Annotated in this window: 21 protein-coding genes; 11 read left to right on the top strand and 10 right to left on the bottom strand. The window is 56.3% G+C overall.

The annotated features are described in order from the left end of the window. Positions 1-53 precede the first annotated feature (53 nt). The 6 genes from AC3I65_RS12790 to AC3I65_RS12765 form a co-directional block, all read right to left on the bottom strand. Positions 54-1,046 (bottom strand): LacI family DNA-binding transcriptional regulator, encoded by a 993-nt coding sequence (locus AC3I65_RS12790; RefSeq protein WP_305468451.1) that lies wholly within the window; start codon positions 1,044-1,046, stop codon positions 54-56. 75 nt (positions 1,047-1,121) lie between these two features. Further along, positions 1,122-2,624 carry a sucrose-6-phosphate hydrolase gene (locus AC3I65_RS12785; protein WP_419417031.1) on the bottom strand — a complete coding sequence of 501 codons (1,503 nt, stop codon included), beginning with the start codon at positions 2,622-2,624 and terminating at the stop codon, positions 1,122-1,124. Beyond that, complete coding sequence (locus tag AC3I65_RS12780; RefSeq protein ID WP_173406945.1) at positions 2,621-3,766, bottom strand: ABC transporter ATP-binding protein; 1,146 nt, start codon at positions 3,764-3,766, stop codon at positions 2,621-2,623. Before AC3I65_RS12780 ends, AC3I65_RS12785 begins: the two co-directional genes overlap by 4 nt. Positions 3,767-3,793: 27 nt before the next feature. After that, on the bottom strand, positions 3,794-4,636 hold the full coding sequence (locus AC3I65_RS12775) for a carbohydrate ABC transporter permease (RefSeq protein WP_488523835.1): 843 nt from the start codon (positions 4,634-4,636) through the stop codon (positions 3,794-3,796). Beyond that, the gene (locus AC3I65_RS12770; RefSeq protein ID WP_139050078.1) at positions 4,633-5,595 is read right to left on the bottom strand and encodes a carbohydrate ABC transporter permease; all 963 of its coding nucleotides are present in this window, start codon (positions 5,593-5,595) and stop codon (positions 4,633-4,635) included. Before AC3I65_RS12770 ends, AC3I65_RS12775 begins: the two co-directional genes overlap by 4 nt. A gap of 22 nt (positions 5,596-5,617) precedes the next feature. After that, positions 5,618-6,892: an ABC transporter substrate-binding protein gene (locus AC3I65_RS12765; RefSeq protein WP_047226427.1), complete on the bottom strand. Its 1,275-nt coding sequence runs from the start codon at positions 6,890-6,892 to the stop codon at positions 5,618-5,620. A gap of 168 nt (positions 6,893-7,060) precedes the next feature. Here AC3I65_RS12765 and AC3I65_RS12760 point away from each other — a divergent pair, with 168 nt between their 5' ends. Continuing rightward, entirely contained in the window at positions 7,061-8,623 is a 1,563-nt protein-coding gene (locus AC3I65_RS12760) for a carbohydrate porin (protein ID WP_160892798.1), read from the top strand. A gap of 217 nt (positions 8,624-8,840) precedes the next feature. Then, the gene (gene acuI, locus AC3I65_RS12755) at positions 8,841-9,827 is read left to right on the top strand and encodes an acrylyl-CoA reductase (NADPH) (RefSeq protein ID WP_160892796.1); all 987 of its coding nucleotides are present in this window, start codon (positions 8,841-8,843) and stop codon (positions 9,825-9,827) included. A 110-nt stretch (positions 9,828-9,937) separates the two neighbouring features. Here acuI and AC3I65_RS12750 read toward each other — a convergent pair whose 3' ends face one another. The 3 genes from AC3I65_RS12750 to AC3I65_RS12740 are packed head-to-tail and all read right to left on the bottom strand — an operon-like array spanning position 9,938 to position 11,891. Further along, on the bottom strand, positions 9,938-10,648 hold the full coding sequence (locus tag AC3I65_RS12750; protein ID WP_196304593.1) for a hypothetical protein: 711 nt from the start codon (positions 10,646-10,648) through the stop codon (positions 9,938-9,940). Between the two features lie 58 nt (positions 10,649-10,706). Continuing rightward, positions 10,707-11,669: an aldo/keto reductase gene (locus AC3I65_RS12745; RefSeq protein WP_488523834.1), complete on the bottom strand. Its 963-nt coding sequence runs from the start codon at positions 11,667-11,669 to the stop codon at positions 10,707-10,709. A 9-nt stretch (positions 11,670-11,678) separates the two neighbouring features. Continuing rightward, positions 11,679-11,891 carry a twin-arginine translocation signal domain-containing protein gene (locus AC3I65_RS12740; protein ID WP_488523833.1) on the bottom strand — a complete coding sequence of 71 codons (213 nt, stop codon included), beginning with the start codon at positions 11,889-11,891 and terminating at the stop codon, positions 11,679-11,681. 188 nt (positions 11,892-12,079) lie between these two features. Between AC3I65_RS12740 and AC3I65_RS12735 the strand changes: the two genes are divergently transcribed. Beyond that, positions 12,080-13,060 (top strand): AraC family transcriptional regulator, encoded by a 981-nt coding sequence (locus tag AC3I65_RS12735; protein WP_160892792.1) that lies wholly within the window; start codon positions 12,080-12,082, stop codon positions 13,058-13,060. Between the two features lie 63 nt (positions 13,061-13,123). Here AC3I65_RS12735 and AC3I65_RS12730 read toward each other — a convergent pair whose 3' ends face one another. Continuing rightward, on the bottom strand, positions 13,124-13,513 hold the full coding sequence (locus tag AC3I65_RS12730) for a winged helix-turn-helix transcriptional regulator (protein WP_445577876.1): 390 nt from the start codon (positions 13,511-13,513) through the stop codon (positions 13,124-13,126). Between the two features lie 102 nt (positions 13,514-13,615). Here AC3I65_RS12730 and AC3I65_RS12725 point away from each other — a divergent pair, with 102 nt between their 5' ends. From AC3I65_RS12725 to AC3I65_RS12690, 8 genes are all read left to right on the top strand, one after another. Then, a complete protein-coding gene (locus AC3I65_RS12725) occupies positions 13,616-14,734 on the top strand; it encodes an NADH:flavin oxidoreductase (RefSeq protein WP_281459218.1) in 1,119 nt (372 codons plus the stop codon). A 760-nt stretch (positions 14,735-15,494) separates the two neighbouring features. Next, positions 15,495-16,295, top strand: a complete 801-nt coding sequence (locus AC3I65_RS12720) for a Hachiman antiphage defense system protein HamA (protein ID WP_488523832.1) — start codon at positions 15,495-15,497, stop codon at positions 16,293-16,295. A 1-nt stretch (position 16,296) separates the two neighbouring features. After that, complete coding sequence (locus AC3I65_RS12715) at positions 16,297-18,762, top strand: DEAD/DEAH box helicase (RefSeq protein ID WP_488523831.1); 2,466 nt, start codon at positions 16,297-16,299, stop codon at positions 18,760-18,762. 56 nt (positions 18,763-18,818) lie between these two features. Beyond that, positions 18,819-19,433: a hypothetical protein gene (locus AC3I65_RS12710; protein ID WP_488523830.1), complete on the top strand. Its 615-nt coding sequence runs from the start codon at positions 18,819-18,821 to the stop codon at positions 19,431-19,433. A gap of 1,024 nt (positions 19,434-20,457) precedes the next feature. Then, positions 20,458-21,594, top strand: coding sequence for a radical SAM protein (locus AC3I65_RS12705; protein ID WP_488523829.1), 1,137 nt, complete (start codon positions 20,458-20,460; stop codon positions 21,592-21,594). Beyond that, positions 21,594-22,208: a 3'-5' exonuclease gene (locus AC3I65_RS12700; RefSeq protein WP_488523828.1), complete on the top strand. Its 615-nt coding sequence runs from the start codon at positions 21,594-21,596 to the stop codon at positions 22,206-22,208. Before AC3I65_RS12705 ends, AC3I65_RS12700 begins: the two co-directional genes overlap by 1 nt. Then, complete coding sequence (locus AC3I65_RS12695; RefSeq protein WP_488523827.1) at positions 22,205-22,786, top strand: AAA family ATPase; 582 nt, start codon at positions 22,205-22,207, stop codon at positions 22,784-22,786. Before AC3I65_RS12700 ends, AC3I65_RS12695 begins: the two co-directional genes overlap by 4 nt. Next, a complete protein-coding gene (locus AC3I65_RS12690; RefSeq protein ID WP_488523826.1) occupies positions 22,783-23,568 on the top strand; it encodes an aldo/keto reductase in 786 nt (261 codons plus the stop codon). The genes AC3I65_RS12695 and AC3I65_RS12690 overlap by 4 nt, the downstream gene beginning before the upstream one ends. The last annotated feature ends 74 nt before the right edge of the window (positions 23,569-23,642 follow it).

The raw sequence follows: 23,642 nt of genomic DNA, 5'->3' as shown, positions 1-23,642 counted from the left end.
GCAGTGTCCGCACGCTTTGAGACAGCTCAGAGCGTGCCCACTACAGACTCGGCTTACAGCGACGCCCTGACTACCAATGGGCAATCTACTGGCTGGGCGCCCGACACCTCGAGGTTCTCGATCAGGTGCCGGGCAGCCCTGCGACCGATCTCGTAGTATGGCAGTTGGACCGTGGTCAGTGGCGGAATGAACAGCTCGGCGATGCCGATCATGTTGTCATAGCCGAGCACCGCAACATCGCTGGGAATCTTCAGGCCACGGCCCAACAACAACTGATAGGCACAGAAGGCGATACGGTCATTGCCGCAGATCAGAATGTCGAACTGCGGTCGCCCCTCGATGATGTGCCGGTCGAGAATGGCTGCGGTTTCATCGTAGGCATCGTGATCGGAAAGGTCGTATTGCAGAAGTGCTTCAGGCGCCAGCCCAAAGGCCTGGCAGGCACGTTGCAAACCTTCTTGTCGCAGGCTCCAGGCAAGGCTCTGTTTTGGCAGATTGATACACAGAGGGCGCCGATAGCCTTGGCTCAAGGCGTGATGCACCGCTCGATGCTGCCCCGTTTCATCGTCGGGCACATAGCTGACCAGGCAAGTGTCATCGGCCAGGCAATTGGCGAGTACCAGTGGTTTGCTTTTCAGGCGCTCGGGGATGCTCACCTGGCGCAATCCCATGGCACTGAAGATCAACCCGTCGGGACGGTGCGACATCATCAGGTCGATGTTCTGGTCGGTGGGCGGGTTGCTCAACAGGTTGAGGATAAACACATTCCAACCGGCTTGCTGCGCGGTCTGCTCGATGGACAGCAACAGCTCGACTGCGAAAGGTGTGGTCGCGGTATCCAGTGCGAACACACCGATGGTTCGCGCCTGGAGATTGTCCCCGCGCATCCTGCGCGCCGAAAGGCTCGGTACGAATTGCAGTTCGTCAATGGCGCGACGCACCCGCTGAAGGGTTTCGGGGCTCAGTTTTTCCGGATTGTTGAGCGCTCGAGAAACCGTCATCAGGGACACGCCGGCCAGCTGTGCAACGTCTTTCACTGAAGTCATGCGAGGTGCGGCCAGTCAGGTTGACGCCGAATCATGACACAGGCTCCGGGCTTGTCGCGACTCGAATGACATTGCTCATAGCCATGCGGAAGCCAGCGGCCATGCATTACCAATGGAGACGCGTCCGCCAGCCCCGCTTGCCAATAGTTTTACCCCCAGGCTGTCGGGCCGCGGATAGACGCGGCTGCTGAGGCTGAAGCGGCCGTCTTGCTCAAACACCTCGATGGACGAACGATCCAGAAACACCCGCAGGTGCAAGGACTTCTGGGCGTGGTCTATCGCCACGCTACGCTGACCGCTCACCTGCGCGCCCGAACGACTGCGGTCCAGTACCAGGCGCTGCAGCGAAGCGTCGTAATAGAGCAGGGTTTGTTCGTCGCCCTCGGCACTGCAACGCAAGGCGATACCCAGGTGACCTTCGGCACAGCCGAGCAAATCCAGATGCACATGGAGCTCGAGCCTGTCGCCATTGACCTGTGACACCCATTCGTAGCCCGGTCCATCCCACGCAGAGGTGTGCGGCAGCGGTGCCTTGCGTAAAGCGGTCAGTTCCCGGGCCGGAAACACCCTGAGGCGGTCGGCATGCAACTGCAGTTCCCGGGGTAGGCCGAGCATGCCGCACCAGTGATGGGCCTGGCTCGGCATCGGACTTTCCCACATGTCGAGCCACGCCCACACCAGGCGCCGACCGTCAGCAGCCACCAGCGTTTGCGCAGCATAGAAGTCATGGCCGTTATCCAGCTCGATAAACGGGTCGCCGCTGAAGTGCCATTGGCTGTCGAGTTGCCCCACGCGATAACCGGTCTGGTACTTGTTGAGCCGCTCGTAACCCTCGGGGCGCATGCCCTGGGGGGAGTACAGCAGCACGTCGCGCCCATCGAGGCGAAACAGGTCCGGGCACTCCCACATATAGCCATCGCCCTCGTTGCCGCGGGCTACATAGTCAAGGAACTCCCAGGCGCGCAGATCGATGGAGCGGTACAAGGGGAGTAAAGGCGTATCGCCCAGGCGTGCGCCGGCAATCAGGTACCAATAGTCGTTGTCCTTCCAGACCTTGGGATCACGAAAATGCATGATCGTGTCTTGCGGTGCGGTCTCGATGACGACACCCTGCTTGACGAACCGGACGCCGTCGACGCTGGTGGCAAGACACTGGACCTGGCGAATCTGGCGTTCGTCACCCACTTCCCCCAGCCAGGTGTGCCCGGTGTAGATCAACGCCAACGTGTCGCCACACACCACCGCACTGCCGGAAAAACACCCGTCGCGGTCAAAGTCATCGCCTGGCGCCAGTGCGATGGGCAGGTGCTGCCAATGGACCAGGTCAGCACTCTTGGCATGCCCCCAATACATCGGGCCCCATTTCGCGTCGAAGGGGTGATGTTGATAAAACACGTGATACTCGCCGCGAAAGTACACCACTCCGTTAGGGTCGTTCATCCAGCCTGCGGGCGGGGCAAGATGATAGTCGGGGCGATAGTCATCGGTGACGCGAGACAGGCCGGCGCTCAGCGCCTGTTGTGCAAGCTCAAGGGTCGCGGACATTGGAGCGTTCATGGGATTCACACACACGGTCATAGGGCGCCTGCTCGTACCGAGCGCTGGGCAATGTCATCCAACGGGGTTTCGAGGGATTGTGGGTGGCGCCTCAAGGCCGTGCCGTCGGCATCGAACAGGTGCAGATTGTCGATCTCTACCTGCAGTTCGACCCGATCACCCACTCGCCACCCGGCGTGGACCTCACAGCGACAGATCATCGGCTCATCCTGACCGGTATCGAGGTGCACATAGGTTTCGCTGCCCAGATATTCGACCCCGATCACGGCGATGCCGGCTGTGCCCTGTGCCGCCTTGAGTGCTACATGTTCCGGTCGAATCCCCAGGCTCAGTTGGCTGTTCGCCGCCAGGCTTGAGCTGTCAAAGGGCAGGGTGGTCCTGCCCAATACCAGGCTTTCCACCAGGCTGCTTGCGCCTGGCGTATGCAGGAACGCTGCAAGAAAGTTCATCCTTGGCGAGCCGAGGAAACCGGCGACAAAACGAGTCGCCGGGCGTTCGTAGAGTTCTCGCGGCGAGCCAACCTGCTCGATACGTCCGCCATTGAGCACGACAATCTTGTCGGCCAGGGTCATCGCTTCAACCTGATCGTGGGTCACGTAGATCATGGTCGTGCCCAGTCGGGCATGCAGCCTGGCGATTTCATTGCGCATTTGCACGCGCAAAGAGGCGTCCAGATTGGACAGCGGCTCATCGAACAACAAGATGTCCGGTTCCCGTGCCATAGCCCTGCCCATGGCCACCCGCTGACGTTGGCCACCCGATAATTCCTTGGGTTTGCGTTGCAGCAGTTTGTCCAACTGCAGGATTTGCGCGGTTTTCAGCACGCGCTCGCGCAGGCTGGTTTTTTCGGTCTTGGCCAACTTGAGACCAAAACTGATGTTGTCGTAGACGTTCATGTGCGGGTAGAGGGCATAGGACTGAAACACCATGCCGACGCCACGCTCGCGCGGCTCCAGGTCATTGACCCGGCGCCCGTCGATCAACAGGTCGCCGGCGCAGATGGAATCCAGCCCGGCGATCAGTCGCAACAGGGTGGATTTTCCGCAGCCCGAGGGGCCGACGAACACCACGAATTCACCGGCGGCGATTTCCAGGCTGACGTCGCGAAGAATGCGCATGCCGCCCAATTGTTTGTTCACGTTGTCTAGCTTCAACTTGATCACGATGCTGTTCCTTGTCTTTGTTGGGCATCAACCCTTTAACGCACCGGTAGTGAGACCGGAAACGATTCGGCGCTGGAAGATCAGCACCAGAATCACCAGTGGGACGGTGACCAGCACCGAAGCGGCCATCAACAACCCCCAAGGCAACTCATGGGAGCTGCCGCCGGAAATCAGGGCGATGGCTACCGGCACCGTGCGCTGCGTGTCGGTGAGGGTGAAGGTCAGGGCAAACAGGAACTCGTTCCACGCAGCAATGAAAGCCAGCAGGCCGGTGGTGACTAGCGCAGGCCAGAGCAGCGGCAACAACACGCGGGTCAGGGTGACCCAGGGCGAAGCGCCGTCCATGATCGCCGCCTCTTCCAGCTCATGGGGCAGTTGGCCCATGAACGTGGTCAGCACCCAGACGGTGAAGGGCAGGGTGAAGATCGTGTAGCTCAGGATCAGCGCCCAGGGCGTGTTGTACAGGCCCAGGGCACGGATCACCTCGAACAGCCCTGACAGCACCGCGACCTGGGGAAACATCGACACGCCCAGAACCATTATCAACACCGCGCCGCGTCCACGAAACTTCACCCGGCCCAAGGCATAGGCGGCGGTCAGGCTGAGGAACAGCGCCAGCGCGACCACACTCAGGGCAACCACCAGCGAGTTACCGATTGCCCGCAGGAACGAGGCCTGGTGGAGCACGGCGGCATAGTTGGAGAAGTCGGGGTTGTCGACCCAGTAGCTCACCTGGAACAAGGCACTGGACGGCTTCAGCGACGTCACGATGGCGTAGTAGAAAGGGAACACCGCATACAGCAGCAAAATCCCGATCAGGCACCAGAATCCGACGCGCAACAGCGCTTTTTTAAGTAGGCGCGGGCTCATGAGCGAACCTCCATTTGACGGCGTCCGAGGTACAAATAAATCATGGCGATGACTGCGACGACCAGAAACAGCAAGGTCGAGGCTGCGCTGCCGTAGCCTACGTCCTGGAACTCCATCAGATGCTGGCGGGCGTACACCGACATGCTCATGGTGCTCGACGAGTTGGAGGTCAGCACATAGATGACGTCAAACACCCGCAACGAATCGAGGATGCGGAAAATCGCCGCCACCAGCAGCGCAGGCATCAGCAGCGGCAGGGTGACTCGCCAGAACACCTTCAGCGGGTGAATGCCATCGACGCGGGCGGCTTCGTAGCAATCGCCCGGCAACATCTGCAAGGCCGCCAGCATCAGCAGCGTGACGAACGGGACGGTCTTCCAGACGTCGACGATGATCACGGCCCACATCGACAAGTCGGCGTCTGCCGTCCAGGCCAGGGGCGCGTCAATCAGGCCGGCGCCCAGCATCAGATGATTGATGATGCCGAACTGGTCGTTGAGCATCCAAGACCAGATTTTCGCCGAGACAATGGTGGGGATCGCCCAGGGAATCAGAATCAATGCCCGCACCAAGGCGCGCCCGGTGAACTTGACGTTCAGCAGCAGCGCCACCAACAGCCCCAGCACCATTTCCAACCCCACTGAGACCACAGTGAAATGCAGGGTGTTGCGCACCGCGTTCCACCATTGTGGATCGACCAGGATGCCCGACCAACCGGTGCTGCTGTGCAGCAGATAATTGCTCAGGCCGATAAAACTTGCGTCACCGGTGTCCGCCAGGCTGGCGTCGGTCAGGCTGAACCAGAATGTACGCAGCAGCGGCCAGGCCGCCACCAGGGCCAGACACAGCAGCATCGGAGTCAGGAACAGCCAGGCGGCGCGAACCCGGCGGCGTTGTACCGGCGTTTCCAGGGCGGGCAGCAGCTCGTCACCGGACGCCAGGGTAGTGGAGACAGACATGGTGAATTTCCTTCCTTGTGGCTTACCAGTTCCGGCGCTTGATGCGTGTCAGTTCGCTTTCCAGCTCCGCCAGCGCCTGATCGACCGGCACCTCGCCGGCCAGCACGCCATGCACTTGATCGAAGAAGGCATTGGAGACACGTGGATAGCGATCGGCGGTAATCGAGGCGGGGCGCATGACCCCATCCTTGAGAATGCTGCGCAGTTGACTGTAATAAGGCATCGCCGCGAGCAGCTCGGGGTCTTGATAAAGTGACTCGATCACCGGGTTATAAGCGCCGACCAGGGCACGATGTTTCTGCTGCTGAGCACTGCTCAGGTAGCTCACCAGCTGCGCGGCAAGCTTTGGATTGGCGCTGTAACGCGACACCGCCAGGCCCCAGCCACCCAGGGTGGAGGCGTGGGTGCCGGTCTCGCCACCGCGGGGCAGGGGCGCCACGCCGACCTTGTCTTTTACGACACTGTCCGGGCTTTGTACCAGGGCCCAGACATACGGCCAGTTACGCATGAACAGCGCATTGCCCGACTGGAATACACCTCGTCCTTCTTCCTCGGTGTAGTTGAGTACGCCACGTGGGGAAATGTCTCCTACCCAGCTCTTGGCCAGCGTCAACGCGGTTCTTGCGGCCGGGCTATTGACCACGATATCGCCCTGTGGATTGACCAGCCCACCTTGCGGCTGGCTGCTGATCCACTCCAGTGCATTACACGTCAGACCTTCGTAGGCGCGGCCCTGAAAGACGTACCCCCAGGCATTGGCGTTCCCGGCGCTACGCTCAGCCTGTTGGACTTCCCGCGCGATTGCAGTCATTTGCTCCCAGGTCTGCGGCACCTGTTTGTGGTACTTCTCAAGCAAGTCCTTGCGGTAATAGAGCAGGCCCGAATCGGTGAACCAGGGCATCGTCACCAGCCGGCCGTTCACCGTGGCGTTATCCACCTGGGCCTGGAAGTAGCCCTCGGTCGCGTTGGCAGGGAGCACCTCGCGCAGGTCCATCAGATGGTTGGCCAGCATCCCCGGCCACACCATATCGATTTGAATGATGTCGATGTCGCTGGATCGGGCGCTCAGGATTTGTTGGTAGAACGACAACCTTTCGGTGGCCGAGTTAGGCGTGGAAACCACTTCGACGCTGTTGCCGGTCTGCTTCGACCACGCTTCGACAGCCTCCTTGCACAGCTGCAATTCAGCACCCACCGCACCGCAGGAGATCGTCAGATTGGCGGCAGTCGAGAGGGATGGAAGCCCGACACAAAGGCCGAGCAGCGCAGCAGGAAGGAGCGATTTGAGCTGTTTCATAAAGCCCTCTTTATTTTTGTTTTTAGAAAAGTTAACGTTAACATCGCCAAATGTAGCAGCGTATTAGCGATGAGGCATCCTTTTTTTCACGGTTTTTGACAATTCAAAAGCCGAAGAAAAAAGACCATTGCGGGAACACAAAAATAAAAACAAAACAGGGAAATCCACATGCAGAAAGCATCAAGCTGGCTTCTCGCAGGCGTGCTCGGCACCGCGGCGGCCACCTCTCACGCTGCGACGCTGGAAGAACGCATGGCTGCGTTCGAGGCCCGTGCCAGCGCCGCGGAAAAACGCGCCGCGGCTGCCGAACAGCAAACCCAGGCCCTGGCCAGGGAACTGCAACAACTCAAACTCGCCGCTCCCGCGCTCCAACCGGTGGCATCCACTGCAAACGTTGCCACGCCGACGCTGGACACGCGGCTGGCAAAACTTGAAGCCCGGCAACAAAGCCTGGAAAAACAAGACAGTGGCGCATCCCTCACGGACGGATTCAGCTTCAAGGGCTACGCCCGCTCGGGGTTGCTGGTCAATGACGGTCTGGGTGGCGGTCGTGGCGGCCCTTATACAACCCCGGCCGGTTCCGTCGGCGGTGCCGTGGGGCGACTCGGGAACGAGGACGACACCTATATGCGGATCGACCTGTCGAAAGAACAATACGCGCAGAACGGCACCCGCTCAAAATTCACCGTGTCCATTGCCGATGGCGTAGAAAGCTCCAACGACTGGACGGCCGACGAAAGCAACCTGAACGTGCGCCAGGTGTTTACCGAACTGGATCACATCGCGGCGTTCAAGGGGAACTCGGTGTTTGAGAATTCCACTCTCTGGGCAGGCAAGCGGTTTGACCGGGACAATTTCGATATCCACTGGCTGGACTCGGACGTCATCTACCTGGCTGGCACCGGCGGTGGCATCTACGACGTGCAGATGAACAAGAACTGGCGCTCGAATTACTCATTGATCGGGCGAAATTACGGGGAGTTCAGTGACGGCGGCGTCAATGCCGATGTTGAAAGCTACATCCTGACCTCCAACCAGTTCTTCGACAATGGGCAGTGGCAGTGGATGTTCAACGCCATTGGCGCTAAAGAGAACGACATCGGCCCCCGCAACAATGAGGCGGGCCTGACACCTGCGGACTCCGGCCTGCACAGCATGGTGGCCAATCACCAGAAGAACTTTTTCGGCAGGGAAGGCTTCTTCAAAACGGCGTTGCTCTATGGGCAAGGCCTGGGGGCAGAGGTCAAGAACATCGGCTCGGACGGCGAACTGATCGACGACGCCCGTGCTTTGCGTCTGGCGCTCTATGGTGAGACGCCCATCGCCCCCGGCTGGCGCATCGGTCCCAGTTTACTGGCCGAACAGAGCAAGGACCGGTACGTCAAGGGCGACGACTACCGCTGGATGACACTGAACGTGCGCCTGGCCAATGAAATCAATAGCAATTTCGAGATGGCCTACGAGATGAGCTGGCAAACCATGGACCTCGATCCCAAGGGCTACCTGCAACGCAATGCAGTCGACGGCAACTTCTGGAAGTTCACGGTCGCCCCGACCTTCAAACCTGATTTTGGAGACCTTCTCACACGCCCCGAGCTGCGCGTGTTCGCCAGCGTCATGAACTGGTCCTCGGATCTGGACAGATACAGCACCTCCGATTCCTTCGGCAAGTCTGACTTCAACGCAGGCGGCGTGTGGCAATACGGCATACAGATGGAAACCTGGTTCTAGATGGGAGGGCATCTTCTTCACAAGCAGAGGATGCCGCTCAACCCTCCATCAGCGCCAACCGGATGCAATTCATGCGATGCTTTGCTCCGGAGCGAATGCTGGATGCAGACATCCGTATGTCGCTGCAGCTCGATGTTCAAAAGGCACACTGACCAGTTTGCCTGATGCATCTACAAGCGGGTTCGGATAACCCGCTCATCCGAACCGGAGAAAAACAATGACATTCAAGGCTTTGCTCACCACCAAACCCGGCGATGCCATCGCGACACACCTGGTCGACTTCAAGGACGAGGACCTGATGCCAGGCGACGTGACCGTAGTGATCGAGTACTCGACCGTCAACTACAAGGATGCCTTGGCCCTGAGCGGCCGTTCGCCGGTCATTCGTCAGTTTCCGTTGATCCCAGGCATTGATTTCGCCGGTATCGTCGAGACCTCCAGCAATCCCGGTTTCGCGGCCGGCGACCGAGTGCTGGTCAACGGTTGGGGGCTGAGCCAGACCCACCATGGTGGCTTCGCGCAGAAAGCACGGGTGAGTGGCGACTGGCTGGTGAAGGTCCCAAAGGCATTTTCAACCCAGCAAGCCATGGCCATCGGCACTGCGGGCTACACGGCAATGCTCAGCGTGCTGGCGTTGGAGCATGGCGGCCTGAGCCCCGAGCGCGGCGATATCCTGGTGACTGGCGCCAGTGGCGGTGCCGGCTCGGTGGCGATCGCGCTGTTGTCGGGCCTGGGGTATCGCGTGATCGCCTCGACCGGGCGGCAAGAGGAAGCCGACTACCTGCACGAGCTCGGTGCGGCACAGGTCATCGATCGTCGGACCCTGTCCGAGGCAGGCGCCCCGATCGGCAAGGAACGCTGGGCGGGCGTTATCGATTCTGTCGGTAGTCATACCCTGGTCAATGCGTTGGCACAGACCCAATACCGAGGGGTTGTCGCCGCCTTCGGTTTGGCCCAGGGGGCAGATCTGCCGGGGTCGGTGCTGCCGTTCATCCTGCGTAACGTAACCCTGGCCGGTATCGACTCTGTCAATGCGCCCCAGAGTGCCCGCGTGCAAGCATGGTCACGACTGGCGCGTGACCTTGACGTGGACAAGCTTGCCCGCACCACCCAAGTCGTGGGCCTGGCTGAAGTTCCGGCAATCGCCGGTCGGGTGCTGGAAGGGAAGGTTCGCGGGCGCACCGTCGTGGATGTGAACGCCTGATTCTTTCGGCGAGCCGATTCCCATGAAGGCATGTCGCGGCCAGGCTCGTGCTGGCCCCGACGACAAAATCGAATACGAACTTGGAGAACATGCACAGAGACTCTTTATTTTTAAGTCGGAGGGCTGAGCGAAGGAAGTTTTCTTGCGCCTGCTGCAGAGTTTAACCAGAGCAGAATTGCGGCGAGAGAGGCGGCTAGTACCAGCGTAAGCCACATGATGACCAGCAGGGTGAATGTGACGGTATTGTTTAACTCACGGAAAATGCCGAAGGCAAAAGCGGTGTACCAAGACACACCCGAAACTGCACCGGATGCGAGAAATAAGGCGGCTCTGCTGCGGGAGACTCCAAAGAGCAGGGGGCGACTCAAGTCGCGTAGGGCTGCTGGCAACACAAATGCGTGGATGATTATTCCATTGATGGTCAGGACGATCACCACAATGACCTTCGCCCAGAGTTTGGGGTTTTCCAACTTTTCCGGCGACTCCATCGCGTAAAGGGCCAGGAAACCAAGGCCTGAAAGCCACAGGAGGCATAACCCAGCAGTGACCGCGTCGCTGATGAAGTGAAAGGTGCGGCCGATTTCAACGGGGAGGCTGCCCCTGCGCATCCACCGCAAGATCCAGAGGTCCAGCATCGTCGCCCCGCCAAGACCGAAGCACATACCGAGCAGGTGTATACCTACCAGAAGTGTCAGAACGTTCAGCTGTGGGAGTGGATCAGGCAACGGAACGCTAAGCGCAAGTGTGTCCGCGAGTAAATGACCACTGCTGGAGAGCGCAAGCAGGCCGCCGAAAAACATAAGAGACGTTCGCATCTTCATTTATTACGACCTTAGGCTAATGTTCTTATTCAGCAGGTAGCACGGGCGTGGCCACTCCTCAGGAAGGAACCGGTGCTTGAGCATCGATCAAGCTCTGGCTCTTGAGCTCCTCCCAGAAGGCTGCCGGTATACCGACCTTCATCGCTTGTACATTGGAAACTACCTGCCCCGGCGAACGCGCCCCCGGGATGATCGCGGACACTTGCGGATGTGCCGCCGCGAATTGCAGGGCGGCAGTATGAATGTCGATACCATGTCGGCTGGCAATCGCCATGATCCGCGCGCGTTTTTCTACCGCTCCGGCAGGTAGATCCAGGCTGAAGTTATATCGGCTGCGCCCTCCCAGAAATCCATCATTCAGAGGTGTTCCCACCACGACACTGGTGCCCTTACTTCTCAATGCCGGAAAGGTGTTGCGCAACGCATCGCTGTGGTCGAGGAGGGAGTACTGGCAGGCAAGCAACACGATGTCGGGCGTCGGGTCATTACTGGTCAGGGCCTGAACCACGGCGTTTGGTGTATTGACGCCGAAGCCCCATGCCTTGATGAGCCCTTCATTACGCATCTTTTCAAGCTCAACCATCGCCCCAGTGCGGGCAATTTGATACGCCGCTTCCCATCCGCTCTCCAGCTCAGTGTTATCTGGCGAGAGGTCATGGATAAAGACGATATCGATACGGGGTAACCCCAGACGCTGCAGGCTGTCTTCCACGGAGCGGCGCGTGCCTGCTGCGGTGTAGTCATATCGATAGTTGAAGGGCGCCGGCGACTTCCAGATAGCATGGTCCGCACGTAGGCCACCAGCGGCCGTCAATACGCGTCCGACCTTGGTAGAGACCACATAATCGTCTGGATTTTTGTCGTGCAGGAAGCGGCCTAGACGATATTCACTCAAGCCAAACCCGTAGAACGGCGACGTGTCGTAAAGCCTTACACCCGCCTCCCAAGCAGCCTGCAGAACCAAACCCGCCTGCTCGTCGCTGATCGGCGCAAAGATATTGCCAATCTGCGTCCCGCCCATACCAAAGCGTTAAGGCGTCATGTATCTCATGGCAAGCGAGGGCAAATTGAGGGGCAGGTCTGTGCGCACGAGCCGCCCTTGCGTAGGCATCACGCTTCCGCGTTCTGTCAGCGAAGAGGGCGCTGGGGCTGTAGCCAGTGAACTTGCGACACTCGATGCTGGCAGCAAAGCGGCTGCAACAGCACCCGCCGCCGAATAGGTAAGAAAATCTCGTCTGTCCATCCAGCATTCCTTTCACGACTGAGGGTTCACGGGCTCATCGAAGCCAGCATTCGTAATAGAAATTAGAACAACGAGGGTTGGCCGGGTGACCCTAATGCGCCGTATCTTTTGCACAATCCTGCCGATGCACTTGTGCTGGTCACGCACTCTCAGCAAACTCGAGCATTCCGTATATAGGGGCGCATGTGATGACGAGCGGTTCCTTCTCGCAGTTCCGTTTCAGCCATGTGCATTCGCCAAGCGTGCACGAACCCGCTCAGCCCAACGAACGCCTCCAGGCACTCAGGCGGCTTATCGAAAAAGTCACTCTGCAGATTGGGTTGAACGAGGTTTGCACAACGTCGATTCCAGGCTTGGCCTTTTATCGAGTGGCCGAACTAGGTACGCCCAAGTACTGCATTTATGAGCCTTGCGTGGCCATCATTCTGCAGGGCGCAAAGGAGATCGCGTTCGGCGAGCAAGCCTGTGAGTTTGAGCAAGGGGCGTTTTTTGTCACTTCGGTCGATATACCCACACTGGCTCGCGTTACCGCGGCTACCGAGCAAATCCCTTATTTATCAATTGTGTTGAAGCTCGATTTTGCCATGCTCAACGAGGTGATCCTGACCCTGGAACCGCCAAAGCAGGAAATGACTACTGAGGCGCGGGGCTTCGTATCCGGTGTGGCGACGAGTGAGATGCTCGATGCGTTCGCTCGACTCTCCACGCTGATCGACCGGCCGCTTGAAGCAGGCTTGATGTCCGGCCTTATCAAGCGGGAAATATACGGTAGGCTGCTGCTCAGTGAGGCGGGGAATTTGTTGCGCAGCGTCACTCGCGAGGGTTACCGAGACAAGGGCATCGTGAGAGCCATTGAATGGCTAAAATATCACTACGACAAGCCGCTGCACGTAGCCGACCTCGCCGAACGATCAGGAATGGCCAGCTCTACCCTGCATCACCGGTTTCGCAAGCTGACAGGCACCAGCCCCATCCAGTATCAAAAATCGTTACGACTGCAAGCCGCGCGCAGCCTGATGTTGACCGATAGGCTCGATGTGAACACGGCCGCCTTGCGGGTCGGCTATGAAAGTGTCGCTCAATTCAGTCGCGAATATGCCCGGCGTTTCGGAGCTCCACCCTCGAGAGACATCAAGCACGCACGGGAGAATGGTGGGCGGCTCGACTAATTAAGCGACCCAATCACCAACTTGATCAGGCGGTTGCAGATAAACCTAGAGTCAATTAGGCACTTAATGTGGCGTTGGTAGGCTTACCTGCGCAGCCTCGTCAAACTTCAACCGGGCCGCTTCAACTTCAGGCAATTTGTCGAGCGTCCATTTATGCAATTCGCGAAATGGCTGCTGCAGTGTTCGACCCAGTTGGGTGATCTCATACTGGACTGCCACGGGCGAGAACGAAATGACCTTGCGCGAGACGAGACCATTTCGCTCCAGCCGCCGCAGGCACTGTGTCAGTGCCTTCTGAGTGACGCCCTCCAGGCGACGCTTGATGGCATTAAAACGGTGCGGGCCATCATCCAGCACCGCCAGAACCATCATTGACCACTTATCTGCGATCTGGTCGAACAGCGCCCGGCTTGGGCACTCCGACGAAAAACATTGCGGCTTTAATTCCAGCATCGAAGTTTCCTCATGTATACCTAGGCGACTCTAAGTGCCTAATTGACATCTGGTTTACAAAATATACTTATATGGCTTCCAAAAGCAAACGGAGTCCATCCAATGTCAAACCCTGATACCAGCATCTTATTTCGTCCTTTTTCCATCCGATCGCTTGAACTGAAAAACCGGATTGTCATGTCGCCGATGACCAGACAATTTTCGCCGGAGGGCATCCCCGGTGACGGGAGCGCCGCCTACTACCGGCGGCGGGCCGAGGGGCGGGTCGGGTTGATCTTGTCAGAAGGGACCGTCGTTGATCGTCCCGCTTCACGTAACGGTTCCGGCATTCCTTTTTTCCACGGTGAAGCAGCGTTAGCTGGATGGAAGAACGTGATTGATTCTGTTCACAACGCGGGTGGCCGTATGGGGCCGCAACTCTGGCACACCGGTGCTGTGCGTGACGTCAGCGGCTGGGAGCCTGATGCGCCGGTTGAAAGCCCATCAGGCCTCGATTCGCCAAACGACCCGCGCGGTGTGGCAATGAGCGAAGAGGATATTGCGGACACGGTTGCTGCTTTTGCCAAGGCAGCGGCGGATGCCAAACGCCTGGGTTTCGACACAGTCGAGATCCATGGGGCTCATGGTTATTTGATCGATCAGTTCTTCTGGGCCGGCACCAATCAGCGCACCGATCGTTATGGCGGACTGACGATCAAAGAGCGCTCGCGCTTTGCCGCTGAGATAGTGTCTGCCGTTCGTCATGCCGTTGGGCCCGAATTCCCTATCATCATGCGCGTCAGCCAGTGGAAACAGCAGGACTTTGGAGTGCGCCTCGCCGAGACCCCAGCATTAATGGAAGCGTGGCTGCTACCGTTGGTTGAGGCAGGTGTTGATGTTCTGCACTGTTCGCAGCGACGTTTCTGGGATCCTGAGTTTCCCGAAATTGATGGTGAGAACGGGCTGAACTGCGCGGGCTGGGCGAAGAAAGTCACTGGAGCGACAACCATTAGCGTTGGCTCGGTCGGGCTGGACAATGACGTTACTCACGCATTCGCCGGCCAGGGCTCAACCCCTGCGAGCCTGGATCGGCTCGTCGAGCGTATGGAGCGCGAAGAGTTTGATCTGATCGCCGTAGGACGTGTTCTGCTGAGTGACAAGGATTGGGTCGCCAAAGTGGAAAATGGCGATTACGCGGAGCTGAAAGGCTTCAATCCGGCGTCTTTAGCCGAATTGGTTTGAGCCTTACAGCGGAGTGGAGAGTGTGATGCCACACAGGTTTTAGTCTGAACAAATCAGAGCTCTAGCCTAGGATTTTGCGAGGTCGAGAGCGTAATCCGTTGTTGAGTGCGCCATGACTGTTTCAACGACTGAAGCTGTTAAGGCCACTCAACACCTGTGTAAATAGGACCGCGTTGCGGTGCAGTCGTATTAAACGTTTTTCGAAACTCGGTGGAGTTCTGTTACAGGCTTTCCGGATCCCCGAAGAACATTTTGACTTGGCTCTAGGACGGTGTTTTCAGGCGGAAAAAATTCAAATGTGCCCCCAATTTTGCTCCCAGTGCATCAGGTTCGCGAGTGGCGATTTCCGGCAGAGCCAGATGGATTCAGATGGCTTTCAGTAGTTCATAAGTGGGGAAGGGGGCTCACATTGCCTACCTCTCAGTCGGGAATGACCAGTGGCGTCGAATGGAGCTGTCTACAGTGCTGCGTATCTTTTAGTCCGACGCTGATTGTCCTACGAACAATTGGATATTTATACAGCCATTACGCAACCTCCGACGATTTGCACCAAAAATTGTCTACGATCATGTTTACCACTCCCGTCAATCACGCTAACTTGCGGTAACGCTGGCATAGTGCCGCTATCGGTCGTCCCCGACTAGATTTGACTCGCGCGCACGACTGCTCAGCTGGTGCCTACCCTTAATCAGGGTGGGATCATTGATCGTGCGCAGCAACCGCAAGAGGATTCTGCGGTTTAGTGTTTGTAGGAAGTGTTATGGATGGCGTGAGCTTCAAGCAGGTAGACCAGTATGCCCTGTGTTGTGTCGAGAATTTTTCTGATGGGCTCAAGCTCGCGCTGAGGGAAAACCTCACCCGTATCTGTCATGGTGCTGATCAGGCCAGCAAGGACAGGGCGATCTACAAATACCCTGCGACGATTAAGCACTTCTGGAACGAGCGCTATTCCAAGAAGCCTTGGGAAACCCGGATTGGCATGCTGGGTGAGCTCCTGTCTCACGTCATCATTCTGAAGCTCTTCCCCGACTTCGATGTGGTCTCCCCGTTTTTCAATATGGAAGAGAAGAGTATCCGGAAGGGCTTCGATCTCCTCCTATACGAGACCTCAACCAACAACGTCTGGATCACCGAGGTCAAGTCGGGCGGCAGAGGGGCGGACAAGACGTCTTGCTCGGCCACAAGTGCGCTATTGCGTTTGGCTCGGGATGACCTCAAGAGGCGTTTGGCTGAGCCGGAGCTCAATCACTGGCTCAACGCGATCAATGCCGCGAAAAATGCGATCCACAACAAAGCCAATTATCGGGACTCGGTGATTGAGATCTTGGAGATGGAAGGTGATTTGGCTGAAGAAGACGGGGCGAGTGCTTCGGACAACAATGTATTTCTGGTCTCTGCCCTGTTCAGCGAAGTGTCCCAGGCTATCGCCGAAAATACCGTTTCGAATTTCACCACCCAGCTGGTAGCTGAAGCTGTGTTCAAAACGGTGTGGGTGCTGTCCCTCCACAAAGGCACCATGGAAAAGCTGGAAGAGTTCTTGAGGCAGGAGGCGGAGCAGTAGCATGGAAGAGCTGACCATCAGGAAGCTGGGCAACACCAAGTTCAAGGATCTGTATTTCCAACTCCTCAAGGGAGACGAACTGGGTAACACAGAGACCGTGAAACTTTTGGCTATCGCCGTGCTGCTCCTTAACCACAAGACCCTCGAAATTCGGCGTCTCGGCTACCGCATTATCCTGTTTTACGGTAACGCTTCGGGTCAGTACCAGGCGCTGTACGATGTAGCACTCAACAGTGGCCTGCACCCTGTCTCAGCAGTGATCAGTAGCTACTTTTCCGAGGATGACCACCGCAGCGAGTCGTTCATCCGAAACATCGTGGGCAGCTACATCGATACCTTCCGTGATAAAGGCATCGTGCTGACTGAGCAACAAGATGCCCTGCGGACATTTGTTCAGTCGGAGTACCGTAAGTCGTCAGTCGTGGTTGCTCCGACCAGTTACGGTAAATCTGAGCTCATCATCCAATCGGTGAGAGAAAATCCAGGGCAGCGGATCCTGATCCTCGTGCCCTCTAAGGCTCTGCTGGCCCAGACGAAAAAGCGGTTGATCTACGCGGACATTGAGGGGCTGGGCAAGGTGGTGACCCACCCCGAGATGTATTCGGTTGAGCGGAAGAACAGGGCATTTGTCCTGACCCAGGAGCGGCTCAACAGGCTCTTGAACGAGAACGCCGGGCTGAGCTTCGATATGGTCTTCGTCGACGAGGCCCACAACCTGCTGCAGAGCGACCGCAGAAGTGAGTTACTGGCTGCCATGCTGTGCATCCTGGGGGCTCGTAATCCGGAAACATCATTCAAGTTCCTGACTCCCTTCCTATGCGATGAACTCAATGTCCGTGTGCGCTTCTTGGACATGATCCCGAGCGGATTCAAGATCGACGAGTACATCAAGTCTGAGCGCTTCTACATCAAGGATTTTAGGGCAGGGAGGGGCCAGACGAAGCTCAAGCTCTATGACCATTTCCTGAATGACTGGATGGAATTCGATCGGAGGTATGCCAACTGCTTCGAGCTCATCAAAGGCGAAGCACTGTCCAAAAACATCGTTTACGGCAACAGGAAAAAAAGCATTGAGTCATTTGCGGTTGAACTGGCAGCCGTGCTGCCGCTCGTAGATTGTCCGCTGATCCAGACCGCCTGTGCCGAGCTAGAAGAGCTTTTTGACCGACGCTACAAACTGATCGGCTGCCTGCGCAAAGGGGTTATGTACCACCATGGTTCGATCCCTGACACCATCCGTCTTTACTTGGAGAACCTGTTCAGCAGCTCCAAGCAGATGAGGTTTTTGGTCTGCAACTCCACGCTTCTGGAAGGGGTGAACCTGCCGATCGAACGACTCTTCGTCTTTGATTTTTTCAAAGGGAAGCAAAAGCTGACGCCATCTCAATTCAAGAACCTGGTCGGACGCGTCAACCGGTTCAGTGAGGTCTTCGCGCCTGGAGCTAAGGCTGCGTTGAGAAAGCTGGAGTCCAGCATCTACCTGTTGGGCGTAAATGGCTACACCCGCGACAATGCAGCGCTTGAGACTTTCTACGATAAATCCGTCAACGTCTCAAAGGTGGTCAAGGACACTGTCAGCAACGTTCTGCTTGAAGCCACCAAGATCATCGATGGGAAGGTGTCGGTTCTCTACGACGACGCCGTGGCTCGTCTTGAAAATCTGCATCCTGGCGTGGTTAAAGATCGAGAGTGTCGGTACGTTACCACTCAGGTGGGCAAGCTCCTCATCGCGAACAGTGTCAGTGAAATTGACGTGTTCTCAGAGGAGGAGGCTATTGAACGGAAGATCAGGCGAGGCATCGAGGCGAACGGCGTCATCAATACCGTTGACAGGCTGATGCTTGCGATCTCCAAATCGTTCGTCGATCACTTCGACGACAGCCGAGAGTACAGCGACCTGGTGCGTCTCAAGCAAGAGCCTGCCCGGAATTTCTACGCCATGATCCTGGATTGGAAGCTGAAGAAACTCAGCATCAAGCAGACGATCCGACAGACGCTCGCGTACTGGAAAAAGCTGGTCGAGACTAGCCATAGCGATCACGTATTCGTGGGTAAATGGGGTGATACCAAATATCGCGACAGCAAGTACGAGAACTGGGTAAGAATCTCCCAAAAGGATGACGGCGAGCGTATTAACCTGGCAATCGTCCGTCTCAAGGACGAGGACGATTTCTTCGATAACAAGATTTTCAAGTTCGTCGAGGTGCTGAATGGGGTAGGTGCCCTGGATCCAGGCTTCTACAAACTCATCAAATACGGTACTGCGGATGACACGAAGATTAAGCTCATCCGCGATGGCTACAGCCATGGCCTAGCGGATCTGATGCTCGAACGGTACCCCGAAACTGTGCATGCGACGCTTGGCGGCGAGATCGAAGTGAGCCCTCGCCTAGTCAACATGATGATCAACAACGAGGAAAGCGATCTGCTGATTTTTGAAGCCAAGATGAACCTCAAACCCATCTGATTGAGGATCTTGGAAGCGGCTGCGAGTTTGATCAGGATAAGCGACAAAATCTCCGTATGTCGGAACCGCTACTAAAGCTGTTTTTATTCGTGAATGAGCTGGGTGGTATTTTGAGAAAAGACAAGTTTCCTTGGGATGAATCGATTTCGTTTGATGACTATAAGCTTGATCATGCTTATACGCAGACAATGATGAACTTTACGTCAGTGGATAGATGGCTATATCTAGGGGCCGACGCAGGTAATGACCGCTTCGCCAAGATAGGTATAACTATGGGGGATCTGGGCTCTCGGTCATACAGCTCAGCAAACCCTAATTACTATTTGTTCTGTGCTTTCAAATGCAATCATGATGTGTCTAGAGATGAGTTGGTACATATGGAGAATGTTTTACTTGAAAGATTGGACGGTTTATTTCAGTACAGCTACGGTGAATCTAAAAGGATGTATCATTATGAGTCGGGCATCCTGTCTGAGTGTTATCAAGATGTAAATTTTCAAGAATTTTTTGTGACTCTACATCAGGAGATTTATGATGGATTTAGGCACAAATTTGTTATCAGTGAAATGGTGAACGAAATTGGGATAGGGTCTGGAGAGTTCGTGGATTGCCTGTTCAGTCACAAGATAACGAATCATCAATATTTTAGGGACATGATTATCCAGTACTAACGAATTGTTAAGAAATTTTGGTGGCAATGCATTGGAGAGCACCGAGGCAACGACACGATTCTGACATCGTTTAAGCGTAATGATGGCATCGCCAACCCTTAGGGGGCTTGTTGAAAGTTCAAATGAAAAGACTGCCGGGCATGGTGCCTGGCACTCTGCACGAAATCCTAAGAAACCCAATCGATGACCTTCGGGGGCTTCGTTTTGAGAAAAGCCAGATCACTTCGGTCCGTGGTCAGCGGCGTGCCAACGTTTTCGAGGCTGGCGAAACCCAGGGACGTCCGGTCAGATCTTCAACCGCTTGCATCTCAGAATGAATGAACGGGTCTGATCGATCTGCAAGCTTGGACGGACGACGCAACCGCTGTGCGAGCATCCTGAGCCTCGTGATGCTCTGCGACGCTAACTATACACTGTTGTGTTTCCTCTTCTCAGTATGACGCGCTGCCCGCGATGCTCGACCAGTCCCTCTTCGGCCAGAAAGTGAGCGCGCTGACTTGGCGGGTCAGCAGTCACCAAACATCAAATGTTGGAGGCGAAGCGCGGGGACAATGGATCGAGAGAGTTCTGCGGTCAAAGCCCCGGCGGCATTTAGAGGGACGTCGATCCTTGATGTCTCGGTGACCGGGCCGAGCATCTAGTCCACTTCAAGTCGTCCGCAGTGCAAATGATGACCTCAAAGCAGCAAATAAGCGAACGAAGCACCATTTCCAGCATCGTGCAATTGGTCAAGCGCGTGCTGCAGTGCTCTATCTGATCTGCGAGGCTTTCTACTAGTGGCCTTTGTTCCAGTGCGTTTCGCTGGGTTCGCAATTTATTTGGATCACATTATGAGGGCGCTTAAGCGTGGGATGCTGCGGACAGCGAAACTACTGGCTCAGCCATATGAGCTGGGCTTGCCCGTGAGTTCAGAAATCAAGCTATCATCTAGCCATTACTGTTACCTACCAAGGATGGGCGGGTAGGCACCCTAAATGGGCGCTCACTCCATCTGATGACCCGATGGCAAGCAAGGAGAATCGCAGTGAGATCCCAAGTCAGAATCATCGACTCGACGCAGTTACAAAATGCTAACCCGAATCTTGTAGATCCAGTCGGGTACCGCAAAAGCGGGCTCAGCTTGAATCACATCATTGGCTGTCCACTCGATTGCAGCTACTGCGTTCGTCACCTCTATGGAAATTTCGATCAGCGCACGCCGCAGGCGCTGATGAGCGATGAAGAAGCCTTCCAGCGATTTATCACTCATAGGTTTTTCCAGCCTCATATCACACCTATTCAGCTGTTCAACCGGGCTACTGACCCGATGCTCCCCGAGGTCAAGAGTCATACTCACAATCTGCTGCGTATGCTTGATGAGGCTGGGCTAACCAACAATGTGCTTGTGATCACTCGATGGCGCGTATCTCAGGACGATTGCGAGCGCTTCAATACTCTCAGAAATATCAAGCTGACAGTGCTGGTTACGTACTCAGGAATTGATGATCCGAAGATCGAGCCCATCAAGTCTTCGATCGCTGCCAACAGTCTGAAGATGCTGTTCCGCCAAGCGAGGCACTACAAAGTGGTGTTGTATTGGCGCCCAATCGTTCCAGGGCTAAACGACTCGTTAGAACACATTGCAAAGGCCGCGGCGCTGGCCAACCATGCCCATGCGACCGTATTTAGCGGGCTGTTCTATCGAAAGGAAATAGCTGAGTTTTACCAGAGCCAAGGAATCCCTGAACCTTACAAAATGACGGCAAGACGAAAACTACTCCCGCTGGAAGATGAGCATAGGTTGCTCAGATTGTATGGGGAACAGAATCAGGTGACACCGATCTTCCACAAAACCTCTTGCGGAGTCGCCTTTGCGCATGCACAACCCGATTACAACGGACACTTCGGCATCACCGAACTATGCGATACCTGCCCTAGCGCCCAATTCTCCATCTGCAAGGCGGCATGGAAGAAGCCAGATCAGCAGATTCTCAATCGAATGTGCCACGAGCTGGGTGCTGTGGAAGCCCCGCAGGTGAACGACCGTGCGATTGTCGTTCGTGGCCTGGATGAACAGCGTCGTTACTATTTACAGCACTCAATAGGCTATCAGGTGCACGACGCTGACAAACCCCATCACTACGCGCGCCATGGCCGCGCCGAGGCGACAAGGAATCTCTGATGCTAAAAACAGACTTCGCCTGGCCCCCTGAACCAATCATCATCGTAGACGTTGAGGGCAATGGGCATACGCCACCTGACTTGGTCGAGGTGGGAATCGCCTCATTTCCACCGACGGAAAACCGCGAGATTCTGTCTTGGTTAATCAAGCCCGTCCACCGGATCACTTGGCAGGCCCAGCGAATCCACGGTATTAAAAATGCGGAGCTGGAAAATTGCCCATCCTGGGCTGAGATCATGGATAACGTCGAGCAGCACCTGCAGAGCCGATGGTTCGTCGCGCACAATGCGTCGGTCGACTATGGCGTGATGAAGCGTCACCTACCCGAATGGTCGCCAGTGGGGGTCATCGACACTTTGAAACTTGCTCGTCACGTCTACCCTCACGCCAAGAGCCATCGGCTTGAGTCATTGCTCATTGATACAGGGCTGCGCGACAAGGTCGCCGACCAGCTCCACCGGGCAGCAGATGATGCTTATGCGACGGCCTTATTGCTTGATCATCTCATCGAAAATTCAGCTGCCAGCACTTGGCAGGATATCTGCAAAATCGCGCAGCTCAAAACGCAACCTTACGAGCAATCGCCTCCCCCGGAACAAGGAAGCCTATGGTGAAGCCTGTTCTTTTAGGTGTCACTGGAACCCACTCCACGGGGAAGTCCACCTTCTGTGAAGCGCTCAAAGTTTCACTTGAGTGCAAAGGCATCTGCGTTGCTACCATCCCATCGTTCGGGAAGCTTGCGGTACAGCAAGGTATCCCGCTGCTCACTCAGCATACCTACGACTCCACGATGTGGTTTATCGACCGTACGCTTGAGGCGCAACGAGCAGCGGCTGACACTGCCGAGGTGATATTGGTCGATCGACCGATCATGGATGCCGTGGCGTATTGGAATGCCGCAATCGAGCATCGGGGTACATCTGCACCGATGCACCAGGTAGAAGCGGTCAAATCATTAATCACGAGCCAGCTTCCTGGCTACACGATAATCGTTGCGACCAGGCTTGATAGCTCCATTGCTCTCGGCCCAGGACGCGATACCAACTTGCCTTTCAGGGCGTCCGTCGACAGCCATTTGCATCAGATCTTGAGCGACTTCGGGATCCAGCATCAGATGCTTTTTCCTGACGTACGAGATGTTCTTCTCGATAGCTTACACATCGAAATCCTTCAAAAGTTGGAGCACTTATGACCGGCCCCCGTACGGGACTCTTGGCAGGAAAGCAGGTGAGGCGCCTCGGATTTGGCACCATGAGGCTCACGGGGCTGGGCATCTGGGGCCCGCCTGCTTCTGAAGCTGAAGCCGTCCAGCTCCTGCGTAAAGTGGTGGAGTTGGGCGTGCAACACATCGATACCGCTGACGCCTATGGGCCAAATGTGGCCGAGGGGCTAATTCGTAAAGCGTTGTTTCCCTATGCCGACGACCTGATCATTGCAACTAAAGGTGGCTTCACCCGTCAAGGTCCCTGCAAGTGGACGCCATGCGGCGTTCCAGCGTATTTGCGCCAGTGCGTTGAGATGAGCCTCAGGCAGCTCAACGTCGAAGCGATAGATCTGTATTACTTGCACCGTGTCGATCCAAATGTCCCCTTGGCTGACCAGGTCGGGGAGCTTGAGCAGATGCGACAAGAAGGGAAGATCAAATGCCTGGGCTTGTCGAAAGTCGATATTCCTCAAATCACGCAGGCGATTGCGATTGCACCCATCGCCGCGGTTCAGAATCAATTTAGCATCCTGGATAACCAGTCCGAGGATGTGATCCGCTGGTGTGAGCAGAACGAAATAGCGTTCATTCCCTACGCGCCTCTGAGCGCCGGAAGGTATTTTTCAACCGGTGAGGTTCGAGGCCAGTCCGCCTCGGCAACCCATGCCTTGAAATGGCTTCTGAACTACTCGCCGGTCACGTTCCCAATTCCGGGCACATCCAGAGTTGAGCATCTGGAGGAAAACCTCAGATCGGATATTGAGGGCTAGCACCTCGTGCGCTCTCTCATTCGACACATTGGCCTATGGGCTATTTTTCCCAGCTGCTCGAGTGGCACTCTAGT

The sequence above is a fragment of the Pseudomonas sp. N-1-13 genome (genome assembly GCF_057787095.1).
Note: the sequence above shows the minus strand (reverse complement) of the source record. Positions and strands in the feature narration are given on the sequence as shown.

Bases quoted from the DNA above. Each gene is read 5' to 3' on its own strand.
- AC3I65_RS12760 (WP_160892798.1), top strand. From the start codon at position 7,061: ATGCAGAAAGCATCAAGCTGGCTTCTCGCAGGCGTGCTCGGCACCGCG.
- AC3I65_RS12725 (WP_281459218.1), top strand. From the start codon at position 13,616: ATGTCAAACCCTGATACCAGCATCTTATTTCGTCCTTTTTCCATCCGA.
- AC3I65_RS12785 (WP_419417031.1), bottom strand. From the start codon at position 2,624: ATGACCGTGTGTGTGAATCCCATGAACGCTCCAATGTCCGCGACCCTT.
- AC3I65_RS12700 (WP_488523828.1), top strand. From the start codon at position 21,594: ATGCTAAAAACAGACTTCGCCTGGCCCCCTGAACCAATCATCATCGTA.
- AC3I65_RS12720 (WP_488523832.1), top strand. From the start codon at position 15,495: ATGGATGGCGTGAGCTTCAAGCAGGTAGACCAGTATGCCCTGTGTTGT.
- AC3I65_RS12715 (WP_488523831.1), top strand. From the start codon at position 16,297: ATGGAAGAGCTGACCATCAGGAAGCTGGGCAACACCAAGTTCAAGGAT.
- AC3I65_RS12710 (WP_488523830.1), top strand. From the start codon at position 18,819: ATGTCGGAACCGCTACTAAAGCTGTTTTTATTCGTGAATGAGCTGGGT.
- AC3I65_RS12765 (WP_047226427.1), bottom strand. From the start codon at position 6,892: ATGAAACAGCTCAAATCGCTCCTTCCTGCTGCGCTGCTCGGCCTTTGT.
- AC3I65_RS12770 (WP_139050078.1), bottom strand. From the start codon at position 5,595: ATGTCTGTCTCCACTACCCTGGCGTCCGGTGACGAGCTGCTGCCCGCC.
- AC3I65_RS12690 (WP_488523826.1), top strand. From the start codon at position 22,783: ATGACCGGCCCCCGTACGGGACTCTTGGCAGGAAAGCAGGTGAGGCGC.
- AC3I65_RS12730 (WP_445577876.1), bottom strand. From the start codon at position 13,513: ATGCTGGAATTAAAGCCGCAATGTTTTTCGTCGGAGTGCCCAAGCCGG.
- AC3I65_RS12790 (WP_305468451.1), bottom strand. From the start codon at position 1,046: ATGACTTCAGTGAAAGACGTTGCACAGCTGGCCGGCGTGTCCCTGATG.
- AC3I65_RS12745 (WP_488523834.1), bottom strand. From the start codon at position 11,669: ATGGGCGGGACGCAGATTGGCAATATCTTTGCGCCGATCAGCGACGAG.
- AC3I65_RS12750 (WP_196304593.1), bottom strand. From the start codon at position 10,648: ATGAAGATGCGAACGTCTCTTATGTTTTTCGGCGGCCTGCTTGCGCTC.
- acuI (WP_160892796.1), top strand. From the start codon at position 8,841: ATGACATTCAAGGCTTTGCTCACCACCAAACCCGGCGATGCCATCGCG.
- AC3I65_RS12740 (WP_488523833.1), bottom strand. From the start codon at position 11,891: ATGGACAGACGAGATTTTCTTACCTATTCGGCGGCGGGTGCTGTTGCA.
- AC3I65_RS12735 (WP_160892792.1), top strand. From the start codon at position 12,080: ATGACGAGCGGTTCCTTCTCGCAGTTCCGTTTCAGCCATGTGCATTCG.
- AC3I65_RS12775 (WP_488523835.1), bottom strand. From the start codon at position 4,636: ATGAGCCCGCGCCTACTTAAAAAAGCGCTGTTGCGCGTCGGATTCTGG.